We start from the raw sequence: 16771 nt of genomic DNA, 5'->3' as shown, positions 1-16771 counted from the left end.
CTAGCGGTGCACGCGGTAAAGCCGCGCCGCGCCCCGGGCGACGACCAGGGTGACGTCGGCGCGGCGATCGAGATCGGTGGCGGTGAACTCCGGGCGGCTCCGGTTGGTCGGGCGGGTGCCCACGAAGATGTAATCCGGTCGCGCCTGCGAGAGCCACGCCTCGAACTCCGGGCGGTACCAGAAGAACGGGTAGTGCGGGCGCGTGACCTTCCGGTGGGCCAGCGCGGGGATGAGCGGCCCCCCATCGTGCCCGTTGGTTCCGATCACCGCGGCCGGCGGCGTGTGATCCCGGATCCACTCGATGACGGCCAGATCGTCGGGGCCGACGGCGTGATGCGTCCGGTCGCGGTACGTGTGCCAGAACGCGCTCCAGCCGAGCCCCGCGTCGCCGGACCCGGCGCCCGACGGCGGCGGGATGCCCTGGACCAGCGCCGCCGCCCCGAGCACCGCGGCCGCGCCCCACGCCAGTCGCGGTCGGGCCGCCAACCCCGCCAGCAGGTGCGCCCCGGCCAGCGCCGCCGGGACCAGCAGGAACAGCGCGGTGCGGCTCGGATAGAGCACCCGCCACAGGGGCAGGAACTCCCCGATGGGCGCCAGATGGAGGACGGCCACCGCGCCGATCACGAGGAGCGCGGGCACCGCGGCCGCCCGGCGCCGCCGCACGGCCTGGACGATCCAGGCCGTCGTGACGAGGATCGGCCCCAGGCCGACGAAGACGTACACGCAGAACGGAAAGGCCGCGTAGTATCGCCGCGACGGGCCCAGCGGCAGCATCGCGAGAAAGCCCCCCTGGTCCATCTCCCCCCGGATCCACGCCCGCGCCCAGTCGAGCACGTCCGGTCTCGGCGTGCGAGCGGCCAGCACCGCATACGGGAGCATGAGCCCGAGCCCGACCAGCCCGGCCACGGCGGCGTTGGCCACCGCCGGGCGCAGCACGGGCCGTGCCCGCGCCAGATGCCAGGCGGCCAGTACCGGGAGCACGTAGGCGGCCGTCACGACCGGAATCAGATGCGTGAGGGCGACGCCGGCCGCGACCATTCCCAGCCGCGCCGCGCGGATCGCGTCGCGCGGCCCGACCAGGGCCGGCATCTCGGCCGCGACGAAGAAGGCCAGCGCCGTCGCCAGTGTGGTCGGGTGGCCGCCCCAGGCGACGTAGCCCTGGGGGTTCCGGGCGAAGAGCAGCAGCAGCAGCGCGCCGAGCCCGCGGGCGAGCCGCGGCACGTCGGGCGCCAGGCCCCCCACCACGCGGTCCAGGGCGAGCGCGACCAGCACGAGACTCACCCCCCCGACGAGCAGGGCCGCGGCGTCCGGCGGCAGACCGGAGCCCGCGCGGACGAGGGCCGCCAGCGCATGCAGACCGGGCGAGTACTGGCCGAAGCTCGAGATCGGGAGCAGCGGCTCGTGGGAGGACGGGAGGCCGTCGGCCAGCAGGATGAGCTCGGCCATGTACGCGTGTTTCGTCAGGTCGCCGCCCGACGGCGGCGGCCGCGAGACCACCAGCAGGGCCCGCGCGACGAGACACACCGCGAGCAGTCCGAGCAGGACCGCCGTGTCGCGCGGCCGCCGGCCGGCGACGGCCGCCAGCCGGCCTCGAAGGAGGGGAAGCGCGAGGGCCCCCAGGGCCACCACGGCGTTGGCCGCGCTCGAGAACCAGCCGCCCGGCAGGAGCCACAGCGCGCAGGCCCAGAACGCCGCCGAGGTCAGGAACGCGGTCGCGAGGATCTCGAAGGCGTCCTCCGACTCCCATTCCTGTCGTCGAACCAGATAGACGCCCGGGAAGAGCAGCAGCGCGAGGAGAACGCCGAGGCCGGCCAGCGCAGCCAGCATGTGTCAAGGTACTCTACCGTGCGGCTGACGCTCTTGTCGACTGCGCGATCTGCGACTGCGCGATCTGCGTTGACACTCGCCGAAGCTCTGAGATAGGATGCCCCCGGTCTCGCGCGGCACGGTGCGCTCACGTGTCGCCGCGGGGCACGCCATCAGGGGGACGACAGGGGAGGGAGCCTTGCCGGCCTACGCGGTGAATCGGGACAGGGCGGTCTGGGGCGTGGTCGACGGCGAGGCGGCCATCATCAACGTCGACACCAGCTTCTACTACGGCCTCAATGCGACGGGGACGTTCATCTGGACGCTGCTCGTCGAGAATGAGCTCAGCCTCGACCAGATCGTGGCCAGGGTTTCCACGCGCTACCGGTGCCCGGAATCCGAGGTCCGCGAGGACGTGCGGCGGGTGCTGGAGCAACTCAGGGAAGAGCAGCTCATCCTGGAGAGGTGAGCCGAATGGCCAAACGCGAGAAAGAGCCCGGGAGCGGGTCCCGCAAGACAACCGTCGAACCGGAGAAGTACGAGCCTCCGAAGCTGGTGAAGTTCGACAAGCTCGAGCGGCTGATCGTCAGCGGCGAATGAGCTCCGGGCCGGACGGAGTCCCACCCTGAGGGAGCCCGGCCCCGACGGGGAGGAGTCGCCCCTGAGGGCGGAGGCGATTCGGCTGCGTGCCCGGGAGATGCAGCTCGAGCACTCCCGACGCCTCGCGCCGGTCCTCTTCCACGGCCACAGCATGCGGCCCTTCCTGGAGGACGGGGACGAGCTCGCCGCGGAGCCGGTCGGCTGGGAAGCGATCCGAGTCGGCGACATCGTCACCTACCGGCAGGCCGACAAGTTCCCGACCCGGCGCGTCGTCGAGAAGCGGGAGGATCGCCTGGTCCTGGTGGGCGACAACTGGCCTCGGGCGCGCTTCGAGGCCACGCGGGCCGCCGTGCTGGCGCGGGTGGTCCAGCGCCGGCGGGGACGCGCGACGGTGTCGCCCGAGGACTGGCGGTGGCGGAGCCGGGCCCGGGTGATGGTGTGGCGGTACCGGCTGCGCCGTCTCGCCGCGGCCCTGCTGCGTCGCCCGGTCCGCCGCCTGCGTGACGGCCTGGCCGGCTGTGGCCTGGGCTGGGGCCGGGGAGCGCCGGACGGCCCCTGATCGCCCGGCGGCTCTCGGCGGAGCGGCGCCAGCCTCCACGCCTCCGCCCGAGCTGGCGGGGCTCCGGGACATGGCGATCGCCCGGCGGACGCCGCCGATCGGCCTCTTGCGTCTCGGCAGCTGGACCGCCCTGGTCCACGCGGATTCACACGCCTACGGCGAGACGCTGGGGCTCATCTTCAAGGGGTGCTTCCGCCCGGCCGGCGGCGCGCGGCCGGCCCTCCAGGCGACGATCGACCTCCAGTACCGGGATCCGGCGGGCCGCGATGCTCCGGCGCCCACGCTCGAGACACCGGTGCTCCGGTGCCGGGCGGCCGGCACCGTCTGGGAAATGGCGAGCAACGTGCTGGCCGCCTACCTCTTCGCGGCCGAGACGCCGCCGAGCATCGTCATCGTGGTCAATCCAGCGCCCGAGGTCCGCGCCTACGTGACGTTTCACCTCACGGTCGCGCTCCACAAGCTGCTTCTGCTCCTGGGCCGCCTGTACGTGCATGCCGGGGCCGTCTGCTTCCGCGAATCGGTCAGCGTCTTCGTGGGCGACAAGGGAGCCGGCAAGTCCACCCTCTGCCTGTGGCTCGGCGGGGCCGGCGGCACCGTTCTCGCCGACGACCACGTCCTCCTGACGCGGGCGTCCGACGGCGTGCTCGCAAGCGGCTGCGAGGAGACGGCCCGCGTGACCGCGGCCACCGAGCGCTTCCTCTTCCCGGCGCCGCTGCCGGTCCCGGCCGTCGACTACGGCGGGCTCGTGAAGAAGGAGTTCCCCATCGCCGATCGGTTCCGATCGGCGCCCCACCGGGACTACCGGGTGGACCGACTGCTCTTCAGCCGTGTCGGGCACCGCCTGGCGGTGACGCCCCTGACGCGGCAGGCGGCCCTGCTGAGCCTGGTCCGGGAGACCGCGTGGTGCCACCGGTTCGTCGACGCCCGGGACTACGCGGCCTACCTGCGCTACCTCGCCGGGCTCGTGGACGCGGTGGACGTGTTCGACCTCGAGCTGAGCCCTGATCTGTCCGAGCTGGCGCGCCTGTCCGGACTGCTCGAGGGCGTCCACGGGCCGACCCATGGGTGAGGCCAAGACGGTCCTGCTCCACGGCAAGATCGAGACGTTCTGCAGCTTCTCCCTGATCAACCTGCGCCTGGCCGCCGGGCTCCGCGCGCTCGGCTACCGGGTGGGCGTGATGCCGGGCGATCAGCTCGCCGCCGACGAGCCGGCCATCGATCAGCCCGACATCTATATCGCGCACGACTACCCGTACGACCAGGTCGACGCTCCCGGCGCCTTCAACGTCTTCATCCTGGCCTACGAGTACTTCCGACTCGTCCGCGAGGACCGGGCGCTGGTGAAGCGCCTCAATGCCTGCTTCGACCTCCTGGTGGTCCCGAGCCGCTTTACGCGCCGGGCCTGTGAGGAGAGCGGGATCGCGATTCCGATCGCGGTGTGCCCGTGGGGCGCCGACCACGCGGAGTTCGCGCCCCATGTGAGGCCGGCCGCCCTCCCGAGCCGGAAGCGGTTCACGTTCGTCTACGTGGGCGGCGCGTTCGAGCGGAAGGGCACCGACATCCTGGTGCGCGCCTTCCGGGAGGAGTTCACCGGCGCGGACGACGTCGCGCTGGTCATCAAGGCCTTCAGCTACGAGTGGCTCCGCCCCTGGACCGAGCGGGTCCTGGCGGACGGCGCCCGGCCCGGCGGTCCGGAGCTCACCTACGTGCACGAGGTGGCGCGCTCGGTGGCCGGGTACTACACCGCGGCCGACGTGGGGGTCTTTCCGTTCCGCGGGGAGGGATTCGGGCTGCCCATCCTGGAGTGCCTGGCCGCCGGGACACCGGTGATCGTGACGGCCGGCGGCGCCGCCGACGACTTCTGCACGGAGGCAAACGCGCACTTCGTCCGGGCCACCCGGAAGACGACGAACGGGCGCCCCCACCTCGAGCCGGACTGCCGGCACCTCCGGCGGCTGATGCGGGCGGCGTTCGAGGCCGGACCCCCGGGGCCCGAGCGGCGGCTCCAGGTGAGCGCGAGCGTGGCGAGGTTCACCTGGGAGCGCACGGTCGCCCTCCTGGCCCGCGCCTTCGAGGAAGGGCTGGCCGCCAAGCGGGACCGGCAGGACCGGCTCGCCCGCCCGCCCCGCCGGGCACGGGTCGGCTGGGCGCACTGGACCCGGGGACGCGCGGGGTGGGGCAAGGTCGCCTGGCACGTCGACCGGCGACTCCGGGCCTACGGGCGCGGGTACCGCGCGCTGGACCGGGCGCATGGCCCCTGGCCCGGCGCGCTCGAGGTCCTGGTCGGACAGTCGGGGTATGCGCTGGAGCACTTCGCCGAGGCGAGGCGGCTCAATCCCGGCGTGCGCCTCGTCCTCCTCCGGGGCGACCTGCCGTTCGACGACGCCGCCGAGATCACCGATCGGGAGATGGCGGCCTGCGGGGTGAGACCGCGCGCGCAGCTCCTGCTGCGGCCGATGCGGCGCTGGCGGGACCGGCGCGAGCGGGAGCTCGCCGATGTCGTGGTCGTCTGGAGCCAGGTCGCCCGCCGGGCCTTCGCCGACCGCGGGTGCCCGGAGGAGCGGCTCGTGACCATCCCCCTGGGGATGGGCGCCCGCCGGAGGCGGGCTCGCCGGGACCCGGATCCCTTCCGGTTCCTGTTCGTCGCCCGCGAGCCGTTCCGGAAGGGGGCCCGGCTGCTCCTCCAGGCGTGGGACGAGCTCAAGCTCCAGCGCGCCGAGCTCGTCTGCGTGGCCGGCCCCGAGGTCGTCGAGTCCCCGGCGCTTCTCCGCCTGCTGGTGCGGAACCCGAGCATCCGGCTGCTCGGGCTCCTGCCGCACGGGCGACTCCTCCAGCTCTACGAGGCGGCCGATTGCCAGGTAGCGCCGTCCCTGGGCGACGGGTTCTCGATGTCGGTCGCGGAGGGCATGGGCTGCGGGACCCCCGCCATCGTCTCGGTCCGATCGGGGATCGCGGAGGTCCTGTCGCACCTCGGCGACGCCTACCTCGTCGAGAGCGGGTCGGTGGCGGCGCTGAAGCGGGGTCTGGCGTTCATGCGTGAGGATCGGGGCCGGCTCGCGGCGATGGGGGAGGCCGCGCTCGAGACGGCCCGGCGCCACCCCTGGGACGGGTTCGAGGCGGCCGTCGGGGCGCTGGTGGACGTTCGCGGAGCGCGGGTCGGGAGCTACCGGTGACCGGGCGGCCGGGCGGACGGGGCGCCGGCGCGCGACGAGTCCCGCACGGGCGGCGGCCGGGGGCGGGCGCGGCGCGCTCCCGGGAGTACGAGCTCGCCGGCGGCGTCGCCTTCCGGCGGATCGAGGGGCAGAGCCTCCTGCTGGCCCCGGGCGACGAGACCCTCTACACGCTCAACGGAACGGGCGAGCTGGTCTGGGCGCTCCTGGTGAAGGGCGTGGCCGCGCGACGCATCGTCGATCGGGTGGCCGCGCGATACGGGCTCGCGCGCGCGGCGGCGGCGGCGGACGTGGCGGCCTTCCTCGCCCAGCTCGAGGCACGCGGGATCGCCCGCCGAATGCCTCCCGCGGGCGCCTGATGGCGGCCGGCCCCGCCGCCCGGCGGCGCCACCGCCGGCGGATCGTGGCGCTGGTCGGGGCGAGCGCCAGCCGGACCGCCTACGCGCTCGTCAACGCGCGGTGGCGCCAGTGGCTCGGCCGGCAGCCCGGGATCGAGGTGCGCGACGCGGCCAGGGCCATCGCGCCGGGATCGCCGCCTCCCGACTACATCATCCATCACGACTACTCCGAGCGCTTCGGCGAGGTCGCTCGGCCGCCGGGCGGGAAGCTCATCGCGGTGCGGACGTGGGACTTCGGCCCCTTTCCCCCCACCTGGGTCGAGAAGATCCGCGGCCAGTACGACCAGCTCTGGGTGCACAGCCGCTGGGTGCGGAGCCAGGCGATCGCCAGCGGCGTCGATCCGCGCCGGGTCCGGGTGGTTCCCCACGGCGTCGACGAGCGCCTCTTCCGGCCGACGGGCCGGGTGGCGCGCCTGCCCACCCCCAAGCGCTTCCGGTTCATCTTCGTGGGGGCCACCATCGTGCGAAAGGGGGTCGATGTGCTCCTGGCCGCGTACCGGACGGCCTTCCGGCCCGAGGACGACGTCTGCCTGGTGATCAAGGACCACACCGGCGACGTCTTCTACTCGGGCCTGTCGCTCCGCGCCGAGATCCAGCGGCTCGCCGCCGACCCGCGCATGCCCGCCATCCTGTACATCGACGACTACCTGCCCGCCCCGGACCTGGCCGCGCTCTACCGCGCCTGCGACGTGGCGGTGTTCCCGTATCGCGCCGAGGGCTTCTGCCTGCCGGTGCTGGAGGCGATGGCGTGCGGGGTGCCGCCCATCGTGCCACGCTTCGGTCCGGCCCTGGACTACTGCTCGAGCCGCACGGCGTTCCGGATCCCGGCCCGGCGGATCCGCCTGCCGATGCGCGGGCGGTTCGCCTTCAATACGCTCGGCTTCACCGAGGATCTCGAGGGAGTCGACTTCTGCGAGGTCGAGGTGGGCGTCCTGGCCGAGAGCCTCCGGGCCGCCTACGGGTGTCCCCCCGAGCGCTTGGCCCGCATGGCGCGCGCCGGAGTGCGGGTGGTTCGCTCCCGGTTCCGCTGGCGCGATGCCGCCGTCCGCATCGCCCGCTATCTCGGCGCCCTCGATCGGGACGGCGCCGGCCGGGTCCGGCCGCGGCCCGCGCCGGGGGAACGCGCGCGGCGGCGGGCGGCTGGCTCGAGGGACTGGGGGCATGCTGTCGGAGGCTGAGAGCCAGCTCGTCCTGAGCTGCGCGCGGCAGCGGCTCGGGCCTCCGGCCGCTGCGCGGCTGGGGCAGGCCCTGGCGGCGCCGCTCCGCTGGGACCGCATTATCCGGATCGCCGCGCGACACGGCGTGGCCCCCCTCCTCCACCGCCACCTGGGTGCGCCCGAGCTCGCCGAGGCCGTCCCCACGCGCGCCCGACGCCGGCTCGTCGAGCTCTATCTCAGAGGGGCGCATCAGACCCTTCACCTGCTGAGGGCCCTCGGGGACCTCCTGGCCCGCTTTCGCGCCGGCGGCCTCCCCGTGGTCGTCCTCAAGGGCGGGAGCCTGGCCCAGCTCCTGTACCACGACGCCACCCTCCGGCCCTTCGGCGACCTCGACGTGCTGATCCGGAAGGACGACCTCGAGCGGGCGCGCGATGTGCTCTTCGCGGCGGGCTACCGGTTTCCGCCCGGGCTGCTGCCCGAGGGCTTCATCCGGCAGTACCACTTCAACCTGCCCATGGTGAAGCAGGGCGCGGTGCAACTCTGTGTCGAGCTCCACTGGAGCCTCACCGACCGGTTCACGGGGCAGACCCCCGACCTGGACGGGCTCTGGGCGCGAGCGTGCTCCGCCACGCTCTCGGGGCAGGAGACCCTGATCCTGTCGCCGGAAGACCTGATCTCCCATCTCGCCGTGCACCTGGACATGCATGGCTACCTGAACCGAGCCGTGGTGGGGCGCGAAGACGCCGTCCGGTTCGTCTTCGATCCGTCGAGCGAGAACCGGCTGATCTGGTTCACCGACCTCTACGAGGCGATCACCGCGTCCGGCGACCGGATCGACTGGGCCGCGCTCGTCGACCGGGGGAAGCGGGCGGGGACGAGCGGCGCCATCGGCACGAGCCTCGCCCTGCTGAACGCGCTCTACGGACCCGTCGTGGAGCCTCGGGTTCTCGAGTGGCTGGGACCGCCCCGGTTGTCGCTGGTCAAGCGCGGAGTGTTCCGCTGGCTCGCATCGGGGATGGACCGTGACGGTGACCCGGACAGCGGCTCGCGGGGGTTTTTCCGCTCGAGGGTGTTGCCGACCCGCCAGGCGGTGCAGTTCCGCTTGATCCGCCTGCTGGACGTCTGGGAGTACGTCTTGCCGCCGGCGGACGTCGTCCGCCGACGATACCACGTCCACCGCCCATGGCAGGTCGTGTTCTACCTCTTCCATGTGGCGAACGCGTTCGTGCACGGCGGGCGCATCGCGCTCGCCCTCGGGTGGTGGCTCCTCAAGGCGCGGATGCCGAGGGCGACGGCGGAGACGCCATAGCCGGCCAGGCGTCCTCGGGCGCCCGGCGCCGGCGTCTGAGCTGAATCGCTCGCCCCAGCCTCCGCGCCGCCGCGACACCCAGCCATCCCGCCGCCAGCGCGGCGAAAGGGGCGCCCTGGGCCAGGGTCCGGAAGCGGTCGTGGATGCCGAAGCCGAAGAGCCCACCGCCGTAGAAGCCATGGTAGACGTCCGGGCTCGTCGCGAAGGCGACCTGGTCGGGGATCGGCTTGCTCGCCACCGCGTAGAACGGCGCCACGTGCGAGATGCTCAGGAGCAGCATGCCGACGAAGAAGCGCCGGCGAGTCAGCGCGAGCAGTCCCAGGCCGGCCAGCGCCACCCAGTATCCGCGACGAGCGCCGAGGACGGCGACGTCCCGCAGGGCGAGGCGGTAGCCCTCGGCGATCACCTGGACACCGCCCGCCTTGCCGAAGACGGTCCAGGCCTCGGTGGCCAGCTGAGGCATCGTCTCGGCCTTCGCGGCGGGAGCCGGCTCGAGGTCGAGGGCCGCCCGGGCCTTGGTGAGGAATCCCCGGAAGTGGGCCCGGTTCGTCGCGAACGGCCGGCCCTCCCGGACCGTGGCCGCGGCGAGGAACGGGCTCACCAGGAGGAGCATCACCGCCGCCGCGGCGGCCCCCCGCGGCCATCCCCGGCGCCAGCCGGCGCCCCGCCAGGCCGCCCAGGCGAGGAGGACGAGCGCGCCAGGGAAATACGGCAAGCGCGTCAGGCACAGCGCCCCGGCCAGCAGCCCCGCGAGGAGGAGCCGGCCCCACGCCAGCGGGCCGACCGATTGCCACGCGCTCCACGCCAGCAGCAGCACGAGGCAGGTCTCGAGGTCCCCCCGGAAGCCGCGGACGGCCTCGAAGAGCAGATACGAGCTGCCGGCGACCAGCCAGGCGCCCAGCAGGCCGACGAGCGCCGACTCGAACACGCGCCGGCCGAGGGCGTAGGTGAGCCAGACCGCGGTCACCGACAGGAGGAGCGTCAGCAGGCGGAGCGCGAGATCCGAGGCTCCAACCAGCGCGAAGAAGGTCGCGCCGAGGGAGAGGAACATCGGCTCGCGGGGACCGAACCCGTAGGAGTAGAAGCCGCTCGTCGGGGAACCCCAGGCAAACCGGCGCATGAAGTTGAGATAGCCGAGCGCATCGTCCATGATCGGGAACCGGTACGCGATCAGGAACTCGCCCCAGCGGAGGGCCAGGGCCCACGACACGACCAGGACGGCGGCCAGCAGGCCCGGCCTCCCGGCCGCGGGCGCGTGGCGGTGCAGGGCCGCGTGCCCGGCGGCGAGGGCGAGAGCGGCCGCCAGCACCGCCCAGGTGGACCGGCCGAGGATCCACAGCCCGCCGGGAAGCCAGGTCGACGCGCCGGCGACTCCGGACGCCACCAGGAGACCCACCAGTCCCGCCCGCCCCGGCCCCAGCCACGGCGCCAGGCTCACCGCCAGGCACAGCGGCACCAGGGCGAGGCGAAAGAGGGCCGACAGGTAGGGGAGGTCAGAGGGTCGCGGCGCGTTGCTGACGACGAGATCCATCCGATCGAGGAGCAGCGCCTCGTGGTCGCTGCCGTTGGTTCCGCCGAGCTCGAGCCACAGTCGGGAGGCGGAAGAGCCCGCCAGGAGCGCGTCGAGGTCCACCACGGTAGCCTGCAGGTGCCGCCCGCGAGACACCTCGTTCCACGTGCGGCCCTCGTCCAGAGACACCGCGAGCCGATTGGTGATCCGCGGGAGCGCGGCGTAATGCCAGAGCCGCAGGACGACCTGCGGCCGGGGGGGCAGCGGATAATCGAGCACCAGGCGGCCGGACGCGCCGGGGGCGAGACAGAGTCCCCAGCGGCATGCACTGAAGCCCGCCGACGCGACCAGGTGGGGGGCTTTCGGCAGCACCCCATCATCGAAGTCTTCGACGAAGCGAGCGTAGGTGACGCCGCTAGCCCGCAGGGCCCCGAAGCGGCTGCCGCCGGCGATCAGGGCCAGCAGCACTCCTCCGGCGACGAGGAGCGGGAGGACGGCCCGCGATGCCAGCCGGGATCGGCGGGACGGCGCCGCGGCGTCCGTCACCGTCTGGCGCGACATCTCGGGCGTCGCCTGGGACTCGAGGGCATCCGCGTGTCTCGCGACGGCGGGCGGAGGACGCCCGGCGGCGCGGCTGTCCTCTCTTACGCCATCCGGCTCATCGAGACAAGCCCTTCCTCCATCCCTCGCGAGGCGCCTTCGCCCGGCCAGAAACGGGCCGATCCGGCTCCTGGCGCGGATCGGATCTGACCGATCCCAGCCGGGCCGCGGGGTCTAACCCCCCGAAAACTCGACCGACCCGGCCTTGGCCCGGAACCTGCTTGAATCGACTGTACCGGAGACCGAATGAGTTCCCCACCGACCTTGACCGCCCGTCCCCCCGGGGCGGCGCCTTCGCGCCGCCGGCTGCTCGGCGACCTCCTGATCGAGGAAGGCCTGATCACGAGCCTCCAGCTCGAGGACGCGCTGCGGAGTCAGACGGCAGGGGAGGTCCCTCGGCCGCTGGGGGAGATCCTGGTTGAGCAGCAGGCCATCACCCAGCGCGAGCTCAACGTCGTCCTCGACAAGTACCGCAAGAAGTATCGCCTCGGTGATCTCCTGGTCGAGACGAACGCCATCACCGAGGAGCAGCTCGCGGCGGCGCTCGAGCACCAGAAGGAAACCGATCTCCGGCTCGGCGACGTCCTGCTGAAGCTCAACCTCCTGACCGAGCGGCAGATGAAGCAGGCTCTCTGCCGGCAGCTCGGCGCCCGCTTCGTCGACCTGGACACCGCGGTCATCGATCCGGGCCTCTCGCAGCTCGTCACCAAGGACTGGGCCACGCAGCACCGGGTCGTCCCCCTCGAGCGGACGGAGGACCGGATCGCCGTGGCCATGGACGACCCGGGCGATCTCGAGGTCGTGCACTGGCTGGAGTCGGCGACCGGGTGCCGGATCGACGTGGTCGCGTCGACCGATGCCGCGTTCCGGCGCGCCTTCGCCCGGGTGTACGAGGCGAGCCCGGTGCCGGAGGCCGCCCCGGACGGTGCCACGACGCCGGTGGCCGAGCTTCTGGCGGAGCGCGACGGCCTTCGGCGCGAGCGCGACGCGGCCGCCCGGGCGCTGCGGGACCTCGAGGCGCGTCACGCGGAGATGGCCCGGGCCCTGACCGACCTCCAGGTCGCGCACGAGGCGCTTCGACGGGAGGGGGACGCGGCGGCGGGGGCTCTCCAGGATCTCGGTCCGCGTCATGCCGAGACGACGGAGCGGCTCCGCCAGCTCGTCGCCCAGCACGCCGAGCTGCGCCGAGCGCACGAGGCCGCCCTCGGGGCGCTTCGCGAGCAGCGCCAGCGGTACGAGGCGGCCCTTCGAGACCGGAAGGGCCGAGACGACATCGACGTCGTGCTTCGCCAGCTGAGCCCGGCGCCGCCCCGCCGCCGTCCCCGTTCCGGATAACGACCCGCCCTGCCCGCCACCGGCCCCGGCGACCCTGTCCCGGTGCGCCCCCCTTTGCTATCATGTGGCCCGCGGCCGACCAGGCCCGGCAGGCAGCGTCTCGCGCTGCGCCGGAGCGACCGACATGCCGGACCCATGAGGGAGGAAGCGTATGGCGACAAAGCAACCGGTCACCCGTTGGTCGTTGAAGGGTGAGGGCTACGAGTTCTGCAATTGCGACTTTGGCTGCGGGTGCAACTTCGGCGGGTTTCCGAACTCCGAGGACGGGAGCTGTCGGGCGTTCGTCGGGGCACGCATCGCCGAGGGCGCGTGCGGCGAGGTGAATCTCTCGGGGGTGAAGTACGCCGGCATCTACGCCTGGCCGAAGGCCATTCACGAGGGGAACGGCAAGGCCGTGTTCATCGTGGACGCGGCGACCCGGGACAAGCAGGTGGCGGCCCTGAGGGAGATCTTCACCGGCACGCTCGGCGGCATGCCGTTCGAGGTCCTGGGTCCGACCTACCAGGTGGTGGGGCTCGTGAAGGCCAAGATCACGATCACCGGCAAGGGACGCAAGAGCACCTTCCGGGCTGAGGGCGTGGGCGAGGGCCGGGGCGACACCTTCAAGAATCCCGTGACCGGGGCCGAGCACCTGGCGGACGTCCATCTCCCGAAGGGCTTCATCTGGAAGAAGGGCGAGTGCGGTCAGGGGTCCTTCCAGGCCGCCGCCGAGGGCCTGTCGGTGGCGGCCGACAAGAGCAACTGGATCTACTACCAGTTCAGGTGGTCGAACAGGTAGCCACCATGGTGCCTCGCGGATCCCGGACATGGCCCATCGGCGTCGCCTCCCTCGGCTTGCTCCTCGCCATCGACCTCCTCGCGCAGCCGGGGCTCCCCCAGACGGCGTCATCGCCGGCGCCGTGCAGCGACGTGCCGAACAAGATCAAGTACGCCATGTACTTCATGAGCAAGCCCCAGGACGCCGCCGAGTGCGGCATGAGCGTCAGCGACGGGCGGATCGTCTGTGCGTCCGCGATCACCAATCCGGCGATGACCTGTCCGGACATGTTCGCCTGGAAGCTGTTCGCCGACGCCGTGAGCCAGGAGTTCTGGAAGGGCTGGGCGGCCGACCAGTATACGTGGCCGGCCAACCAGGTCTGCTCCCGCGACGATCCTGATTGCCGGCCCACCAATCCGCTGCCGCTCTGTGGCACGCCCGGTGCCGATCCGGCGGCGTGCTGCCATCCCGATCGCCGGGACAATCCGGGCTACGACGATCCGCGGTACCCGGCGAAATACTGTCCGTATTTTCCGGGGGACCATCCCGGACGACACGCATCGACGGCCGGAATGCCGCTCCATGTCGGCCTCGATCCGTTCAAGGCCCACCTGCCCGGCTTCGGCCGAGAGGCGTCGGTGCGCGCCCGGCTGGCCGAGCCGGATCCCGGCCGGCGGATCCGCCAGTCGATGGCGGAGCTCGTGTTCCGCAACAAGGCCATGTTCGACTACATCTTCCGGCACGACCTCTACAACCAGGAGGGCCTGATCGCGGTCTTCAACCGGAACCGCGGGAACCTGGACGCCAGGGAACACGGCGCGCCGTACCGGCTGAAGAACACGGCCGGCGCGCTCGCGGAGATCGACCTTCCAGTCTCGGCCATCATGCTCAAGACCAACTGGCTCAACCGGGAGCGAGCCGAGCGGATCGGCATCCGGGAGGACCCGGGCCGCCCGTACATCAAGATGACCCTCCTGTCCCCGGTCACCGACGACAACGGCACGATCCTGGAGCCCGGCGAACACTGGCTGGTCGCCATGCACATCTCGTCCAAGGACACCCCCAACTGGGCGTGGGCGACGTTCGAGCACGTGGACAACCCCGGGCGCTGCGATTACGCGGGGTGCAACGACTCGCACGGCTACCGCACGGCCGACTCCGTCGGGCCGAACCAGGCCACCAACTTCACCACGCCCCGCCTGCGCTGTGACGGCCTGCTCCTGCCGAGCTGGGTCTTCGACACGGGCCAGGCCTATCCCAGCGGAGCCATCTCGGATTCCTTGCGGCGCGTCTTCGACGCCCTGGCCATCGGCACCCGGAACGCGGTCCCGGGAGCGGACGGCATCCTGGTGCCGTCGCGCCACGACCGGGGCTGGCTGAGCTATCGCCTGAAGGGCTCGCAGGTCCAGTTCACCGATTCGATGGGGCGCCCGACCCGGCTCGGCAACTCGGTGACCGAAGGCGGGTTCGCCCAGACGTCGTCGTGCATCAGCTGCCACGCTCGGGCCGGCACCACCGCCGACGGCACCATCCCGCCGGCCCTCGGGGTCTTCCTCAACGAGCTGAGCGAGGTCGGGTACGGACAGAGCAACTACGGGATCCCGGTTCCGGACTGGTATCACCGGAGCAACCAGCCCCCGGCGCTCATGGTGCTTCAGACCGACTTCGTCTGGGGCTTCCTGTTCGCCAATCGGATTCAGCCCGTGACGCCCGTCCCAGCGCCGGCGCCGACGCCGGGGCCGCCGGCGGCGCCCCCGAAGGCGCCCTCCTCCCGCCAGCACCGGTAGGAACCCGCGCGATCCATGGCCGACGTCGTGCGAGAGACGGGCCGGAGGTGCAGCAACTGGGGCAAGTGGGGGCCCGGCGACGAGCTGGGGACCCTGAACTACATCGGCCCCGAGACGATCGTCCGAGCCATGGGGATGGTGAATTGCGGAGTCACGTTCTCGCTGGCCATCCCGCTCGACAACACGGGCCCCCAGATCAACCAGCCGCGGCGCTTCAACCCCATCCACCGGATGATTCTCACCGGCCCGGACTTCACCACCGGCGCCATCAAGCGCCCCGGCGGCGCCGCCGCTCCCGATCAGCGGGGCCGTCGGCACGCCGGTGAACCCCCTGGCGATCAAGTGAGAGCTCGAGGGTGTCGGCTCGCCGCGCCGCGACCGGGTAGCCCGCTCGGCTGACGGCGGCTCTGCCGCCGCCCCTGCCGAGCGGGGGGGGACGTCTCACCCTCCGACGGCGCCGGGGTCCCTGGGTGCGGCAACAATTGCGCGCGCCGCGCAACACCGCGCATCACGCCGGCCAGCCCCACGGCCATCCATGCGCGCTTGGCGATGGCACAACGCTTGCTCTGCCACCGGTGGGTGGCGTCCTGCGCTCCTGGCCACCGCGGGACGACCCCGCCTGCCCGATGGCGGGTACGGTGGCGACCGGCCAGGCACCGCGAGAGGAGTAGCCCCCATGACGCCTGCGCAACAGGGAATCGCGTGGATCGGGCTGGTGCTGGCCGTCCTCGGTGCGGCGCGCACCGCGGACGCCGTCAACGTCCTGGTCTTCAACAGCACGCGCTACGTGGACTCGGGGCAGACCGGGTATCAGGAGGGCTCGCAGGAGTCCGACAACGTCCAGGCGGCCCTGAAGGCGCTGGGGCTCACGGTCCGGACGATCGCCGGGCCCTACGACTCGACCGGGGCCTGCAGCTTCGGCTTCCACCAGCCCGGGACCCTCCTGGCCACGGCCGCCGAGTACAGCGCGGCGCTGGCGACCGCCGACTTCTTTCTGATCCCCGAGCAGGAGAGCTGGTGCTACCTCCCCGGTGAGATCTCGGCCGACATCGCGGCCGTCTGGCGGAACTACGTGGCCTCGGGTCACGGGTTGATCATCCACAGCTCTCAGGAGGCCAAGCAGAAGGTCGACGATCTCTTCTCGGTCGTCTTCGGCTTCCGGGCCGGGGCGGTCAACGGCACCGGGGTCACGACGACCCGGCGGGCGACCGCGGCCTTCACGCGGTTCGCGAGCGGCCCCGCTTCGCTGCCGGGGAACGACAGCACCGGTCTTCTCCCGCTTGCCCGCCTGCCCCGCCGGGCCTTGAGCGTCTACGACAACGGCGTCAACGCGTCGGTCGTCATCATCCCGTATGGCTCGGGCAAGATCGTGTTCCTCGGCTGGGACTGGACGAAATCCGATCCGCCCTTCGTCGGTCGAGGGCTGGACGGGGGGTGGTTCAGGACTCTCGCCGGCGCCGTGAAGGAAGCCGCCACGTCGGGGTTCCGCAAGGTTCTGACCGTGGCGAAGGTCGGGTCGGGAACCGGAAGGATCGTGAGCTCACCGGCCGGCATCGACTGCTGGCCCGGCTGCTGGGCTGCCTTCACGACGGGCGCCGTCGTCAGGTTGAGAGCGACTCCCGCGGCCGGCTCGCGCTTCACCGGGTGGGTCGGACGCCCGGACTGCGCGGACGGGGTCGTCACGATGACGACGGACCTCGTCTGTCACGCGACCTTCACCGCCCAGCACAGCCCGAGTACGGCGTCATCCCCGTAATCAGGGCGCAGGGGGGCCCCGCCCTCC

Annotated in this window: 15 protein-coding genes; 13 read left to right on the top strand and 2 right to left on the bottom strand. The window is 72.5% G+C overall.

The genetic code is table 11. The annotated features are described in order from the left end of the window. Window positions 1-1827: a DUF6541 family protein gene (locus VGW35_14155; GenBank protein HEV8308801.1), complete on the bottom strand. Its 1827-nt coding sequence runs from the start codon at window positions 1825-1827 to the stop codon at window positions 1-3. A gap of 178 nt (window positions 1828-2005) precedes the next feature. Here VGW35_14155 and VGW35_14150 point away from each other — a divergent pair, with 178 nt between their 5' ends. The 8 genes from VGW35_14150 (at window position 2006) to VGW35_14115 (ending at window position 8999) form a co-directional block, all read left to right on the top strand. Next, entirely contained in the window at window positions 2006-2275 is a 270-nt protein-coding gene (locus VGW35_14150) for a PqqD family protein (protein HEV8308800.1), read from the top strand. Between the two features lie 5 nt (window positions 2276-2280). Beyond that, window positions 2281-2406 (top strand): hypothetical protein, encoded by a 126-nt coding sequence (locus tag VGW35_14145; GenBank protein ID HEV8308799.1) that lies wholly within the window; start codon window positions 2281-2283, stop codon window positions 2404-2406. A gap of 97 nt (window positions 2407-2503) precedes the next feature. Then, window positions 2504-2965, top strand: a complete 462-nt coding sequence (locus VGW35_14140; protein HEV8308798.1) for a S24/S26 family peptidase — start codon at window positions 2504-2506, stop codon at window positions 2963-2965. Window positions 2966-3035: 70 nt separating this feature from the next. Further along, complete coding sequence (locus tag VGW35_14135; protein HEV8308797.1) at window positions 3036-4034, top strand: hypothetical protein; 999 nt, start codon at window positions 3036-3038, stop codon at window positions 4032-4034. Further along, a complete protein-coding gene (locus tag VGW35_14130; protein ID HEV8308796.1) occupies window positions 4027-6138 on the top strand; it encodes a glycosyltransferase in 2112 nt (703 codons plus the stop codon). Before VGW35_14135 ends, VGW35_14130 begins: the two co-directional genes overlap by 8 nt. Next, window positions 6135-6494 carry a PqqD family peptide modification chaperone gene (locus tag VGW35_14125; protein HEV8308795.1) on the top strand — a complete coding sequence of 120 codons (360 nt, stop codon included), beginning with the start codon at window positions 6135-6137 and terminating at the stop codon, window positions 6492-6494. Before VGW35_14130 ends, VGW35_14125 begins: the two co-directional genes overlap by 4 nt. Further along, complete coding sequence (locus VGW35_14120) at window positions 6494-7711, top strand: glycosyltransferase family 4 protein (protein HEV8308794.1); 1218 nt, start codon at window positions 6494-6496, stop codon at window positions 7709-7711. The genes VGW35_14125 and VGW35_14120 overlap by 1 nt, the downstream gene beginning before the upstream one ends. Further along, a complete protein-coding gene (locus VGW35_14115) occupies window positions 7695-8999 on the top strand; it encodes a nucleotidyltransferase family protein (protein ID HEV8308793.1) in 1305 nt (434 codons plus the stop codon). Before VGW35_14120 ends, VGW35_14115 begins: the two co-directional genes overlap by 17 nt. Here VGW35_14115 and VGW35_14110 read toward each other — a convergent pair. Next, window positions 8959-11070, bottom strand: coding sequence for a glycosyltransferase family 39 protein (locus VGW35_14110; GenBank protein ID HEV8308792.1), 2112 nt, complete (start codon window positions 11068-11070; stop codon window positions 8959-8961). The genes VGW35_14115 and VGW35_14110 overlap by 41 nt on opposite strands. A 285-nt stretch (window positions 11071-11355) precedes the next feature. Between VGW35_14110 and VGW35_14105 the strand changes: the two genes are divergently transcribed. The 5 genes from VGW35_14105 to VGW35_14085 all read left to right on the top strand — a co-directional run bounded on the left by VGW35_14105 (window position 11356) and on the right by VGW35_14085 (window position 16744). After that, a complete protein-coding gene (locus VGW35_14105) occupies window positions 11356-12444 on the top strand; it encodes a hypothetical protein (protein ID HEV8308791.1) in 1089 nt (362 codons plus the stop codon). 151 nt (window positions 12445-12595) lie between these two features. Then, complete coding sequence (locus VGW35_14100; protein HEV8308790.1) at window positions 12596-13222, top strand: DUF1326 domain-containing protein; 627 nt, start codon at window positions 12596-12598, stop codon at window positions 13220-13222. A gap of 5 nt (window positions 13223-13227) precedes the next feature. Next, entirely contained in the window at window positions 13228-14988 is a 1761-nt protein-coding gene (locus VGW35_14095) for a hypothetical protein (protein ID HEV8308789.1), read from the top strand. A 15-nt stretch (window positions 14989-15003) separates the two neighbouring features. Continuing rightward, complete coding sequence (locus VGW35_14090; protein ID HEV8308788.1) at window positions 15004-15387, top strand: hypothetical protein; 384 nt, start codon at window positions 15004-15006, stop codon at window positions 15385-15387. Between the two features lie 277 nt (window positions 15388-15664). Further along, a complete protein-coding gene (locus tag VGW35_14085; GenBank protein ID HEV8308787.1) occupies window positions 15665-16744 on the top strand; it encodes a hypothetical protein in 1080 nt (359 codons plus the stop codon). Window positions 16745-16771: the final 27 nt, after the last annotated feature.

It is taken from the genome of Candidatus Methylomirabilota bacterium, assembly GCA_036005065.1.
Lineage (GTDB): Bacteria > Methylomirabilota > Methylomirabilia > Rokubacteriales > DASRDR01 > DASYQW01.
The sequence above is the reverse complement of the archived record's forward strand: the minus strand, read 5'-3'. Positions and strand labels throughout refer to the sequence as shown.

Bases quoted from the DNA above. Each gene is read 5' to 3' on its own strand.
- VGW35_14155 (HEV8308801.1), bottom strand. From the start codon at position 1,827: ATGCTGGCTGCGCTGGCCGGCCTCGGCGTTCTCCTCGCGCTGCTGCTC.
- VGW35_14145 (HEV8308799.1), top strand. From the start codon at position 2,281: ATGGCCAAACGCGAGAAAGAGCCCGGGAGCGGGTCCCGCAAGACAACC.
- VGW35_14140 (HEV8308798.1), top strand. From the start codon at position 2,504: ATGCAGCTCGAGCACTCCCGACGCCTCGCGCCGGTCCTCTTCCACGGC.
- VGW35_14135 (HEV8308797.1), top strand. From the start codon at position 3,036: ATGGCGATCGCCCGGCGGACGCCGCCGATCGGCCTCTTGCGTCTCGGC.
- VGW35_14130 (HEV8308796.1), top strand. From the start codon at position 4,027: ATGGGTGAGGCCAAGACGGTCCTGCTCCACGGCAAGATCGAGACGTTC.
- VGW35_14120 (HEV8308794.1), top strand. From the start codon at position 6,494: ATGGCGGCCGGCCCCGCCGCCCGGCGGCGCCACCGCCGGCGGATCGTG.
- VGW35_14115 (HEV8308793.1), top strand. From the start codon at position 7,695: ATGCTGTCGGAGGCTGAGAGCCAGCTCGTCCTGAGCTGCGCGCGGCAG.
- VGW35_14110 (HEV8308792.1), bottom strand. From the start codon at position 11,070: ATGTCGCGCCAGACGGTGACGGACGCCGCGGCGCCGTCCCGCCGATCC.
- VGW35_14105 (HEV8308791.1), top strand. From the start codon at position 11,356: ATGAGTTCCCCACCGACCTTGACCGCCCGTCCCCCCGGGGCGGCGCCT.
- VGW35_14100 (HEV8308790.1), top strand. From the start codon at position 12,596: ATGGCGACAAAGCAACCGGTCACCCGTTGGTCGTTGAAGGGTGAGGGC.
- VGW35_14095 (HEV8308789.1), top strand. From the start codon at position 13,228: ATGGTGCCTCGCGGATCCCGGACATGGCCCATCGGCGTCGCCTCCCTC.
- VGW35_14090 (HEV8308788.1), top strand. From the start codon at position 15,004: ATGGCCGACGTCGTGCGAGAGACGGGCCGGAGGTGCAGCAACTGGGGC.
- VGW35_14085 (HEV8308787.1), top strand. From the start codon at position 15,665: ATGACGCCTGCGCAACAGGGAATCGCGTGGATCGGGCTGGTGCTGGCC.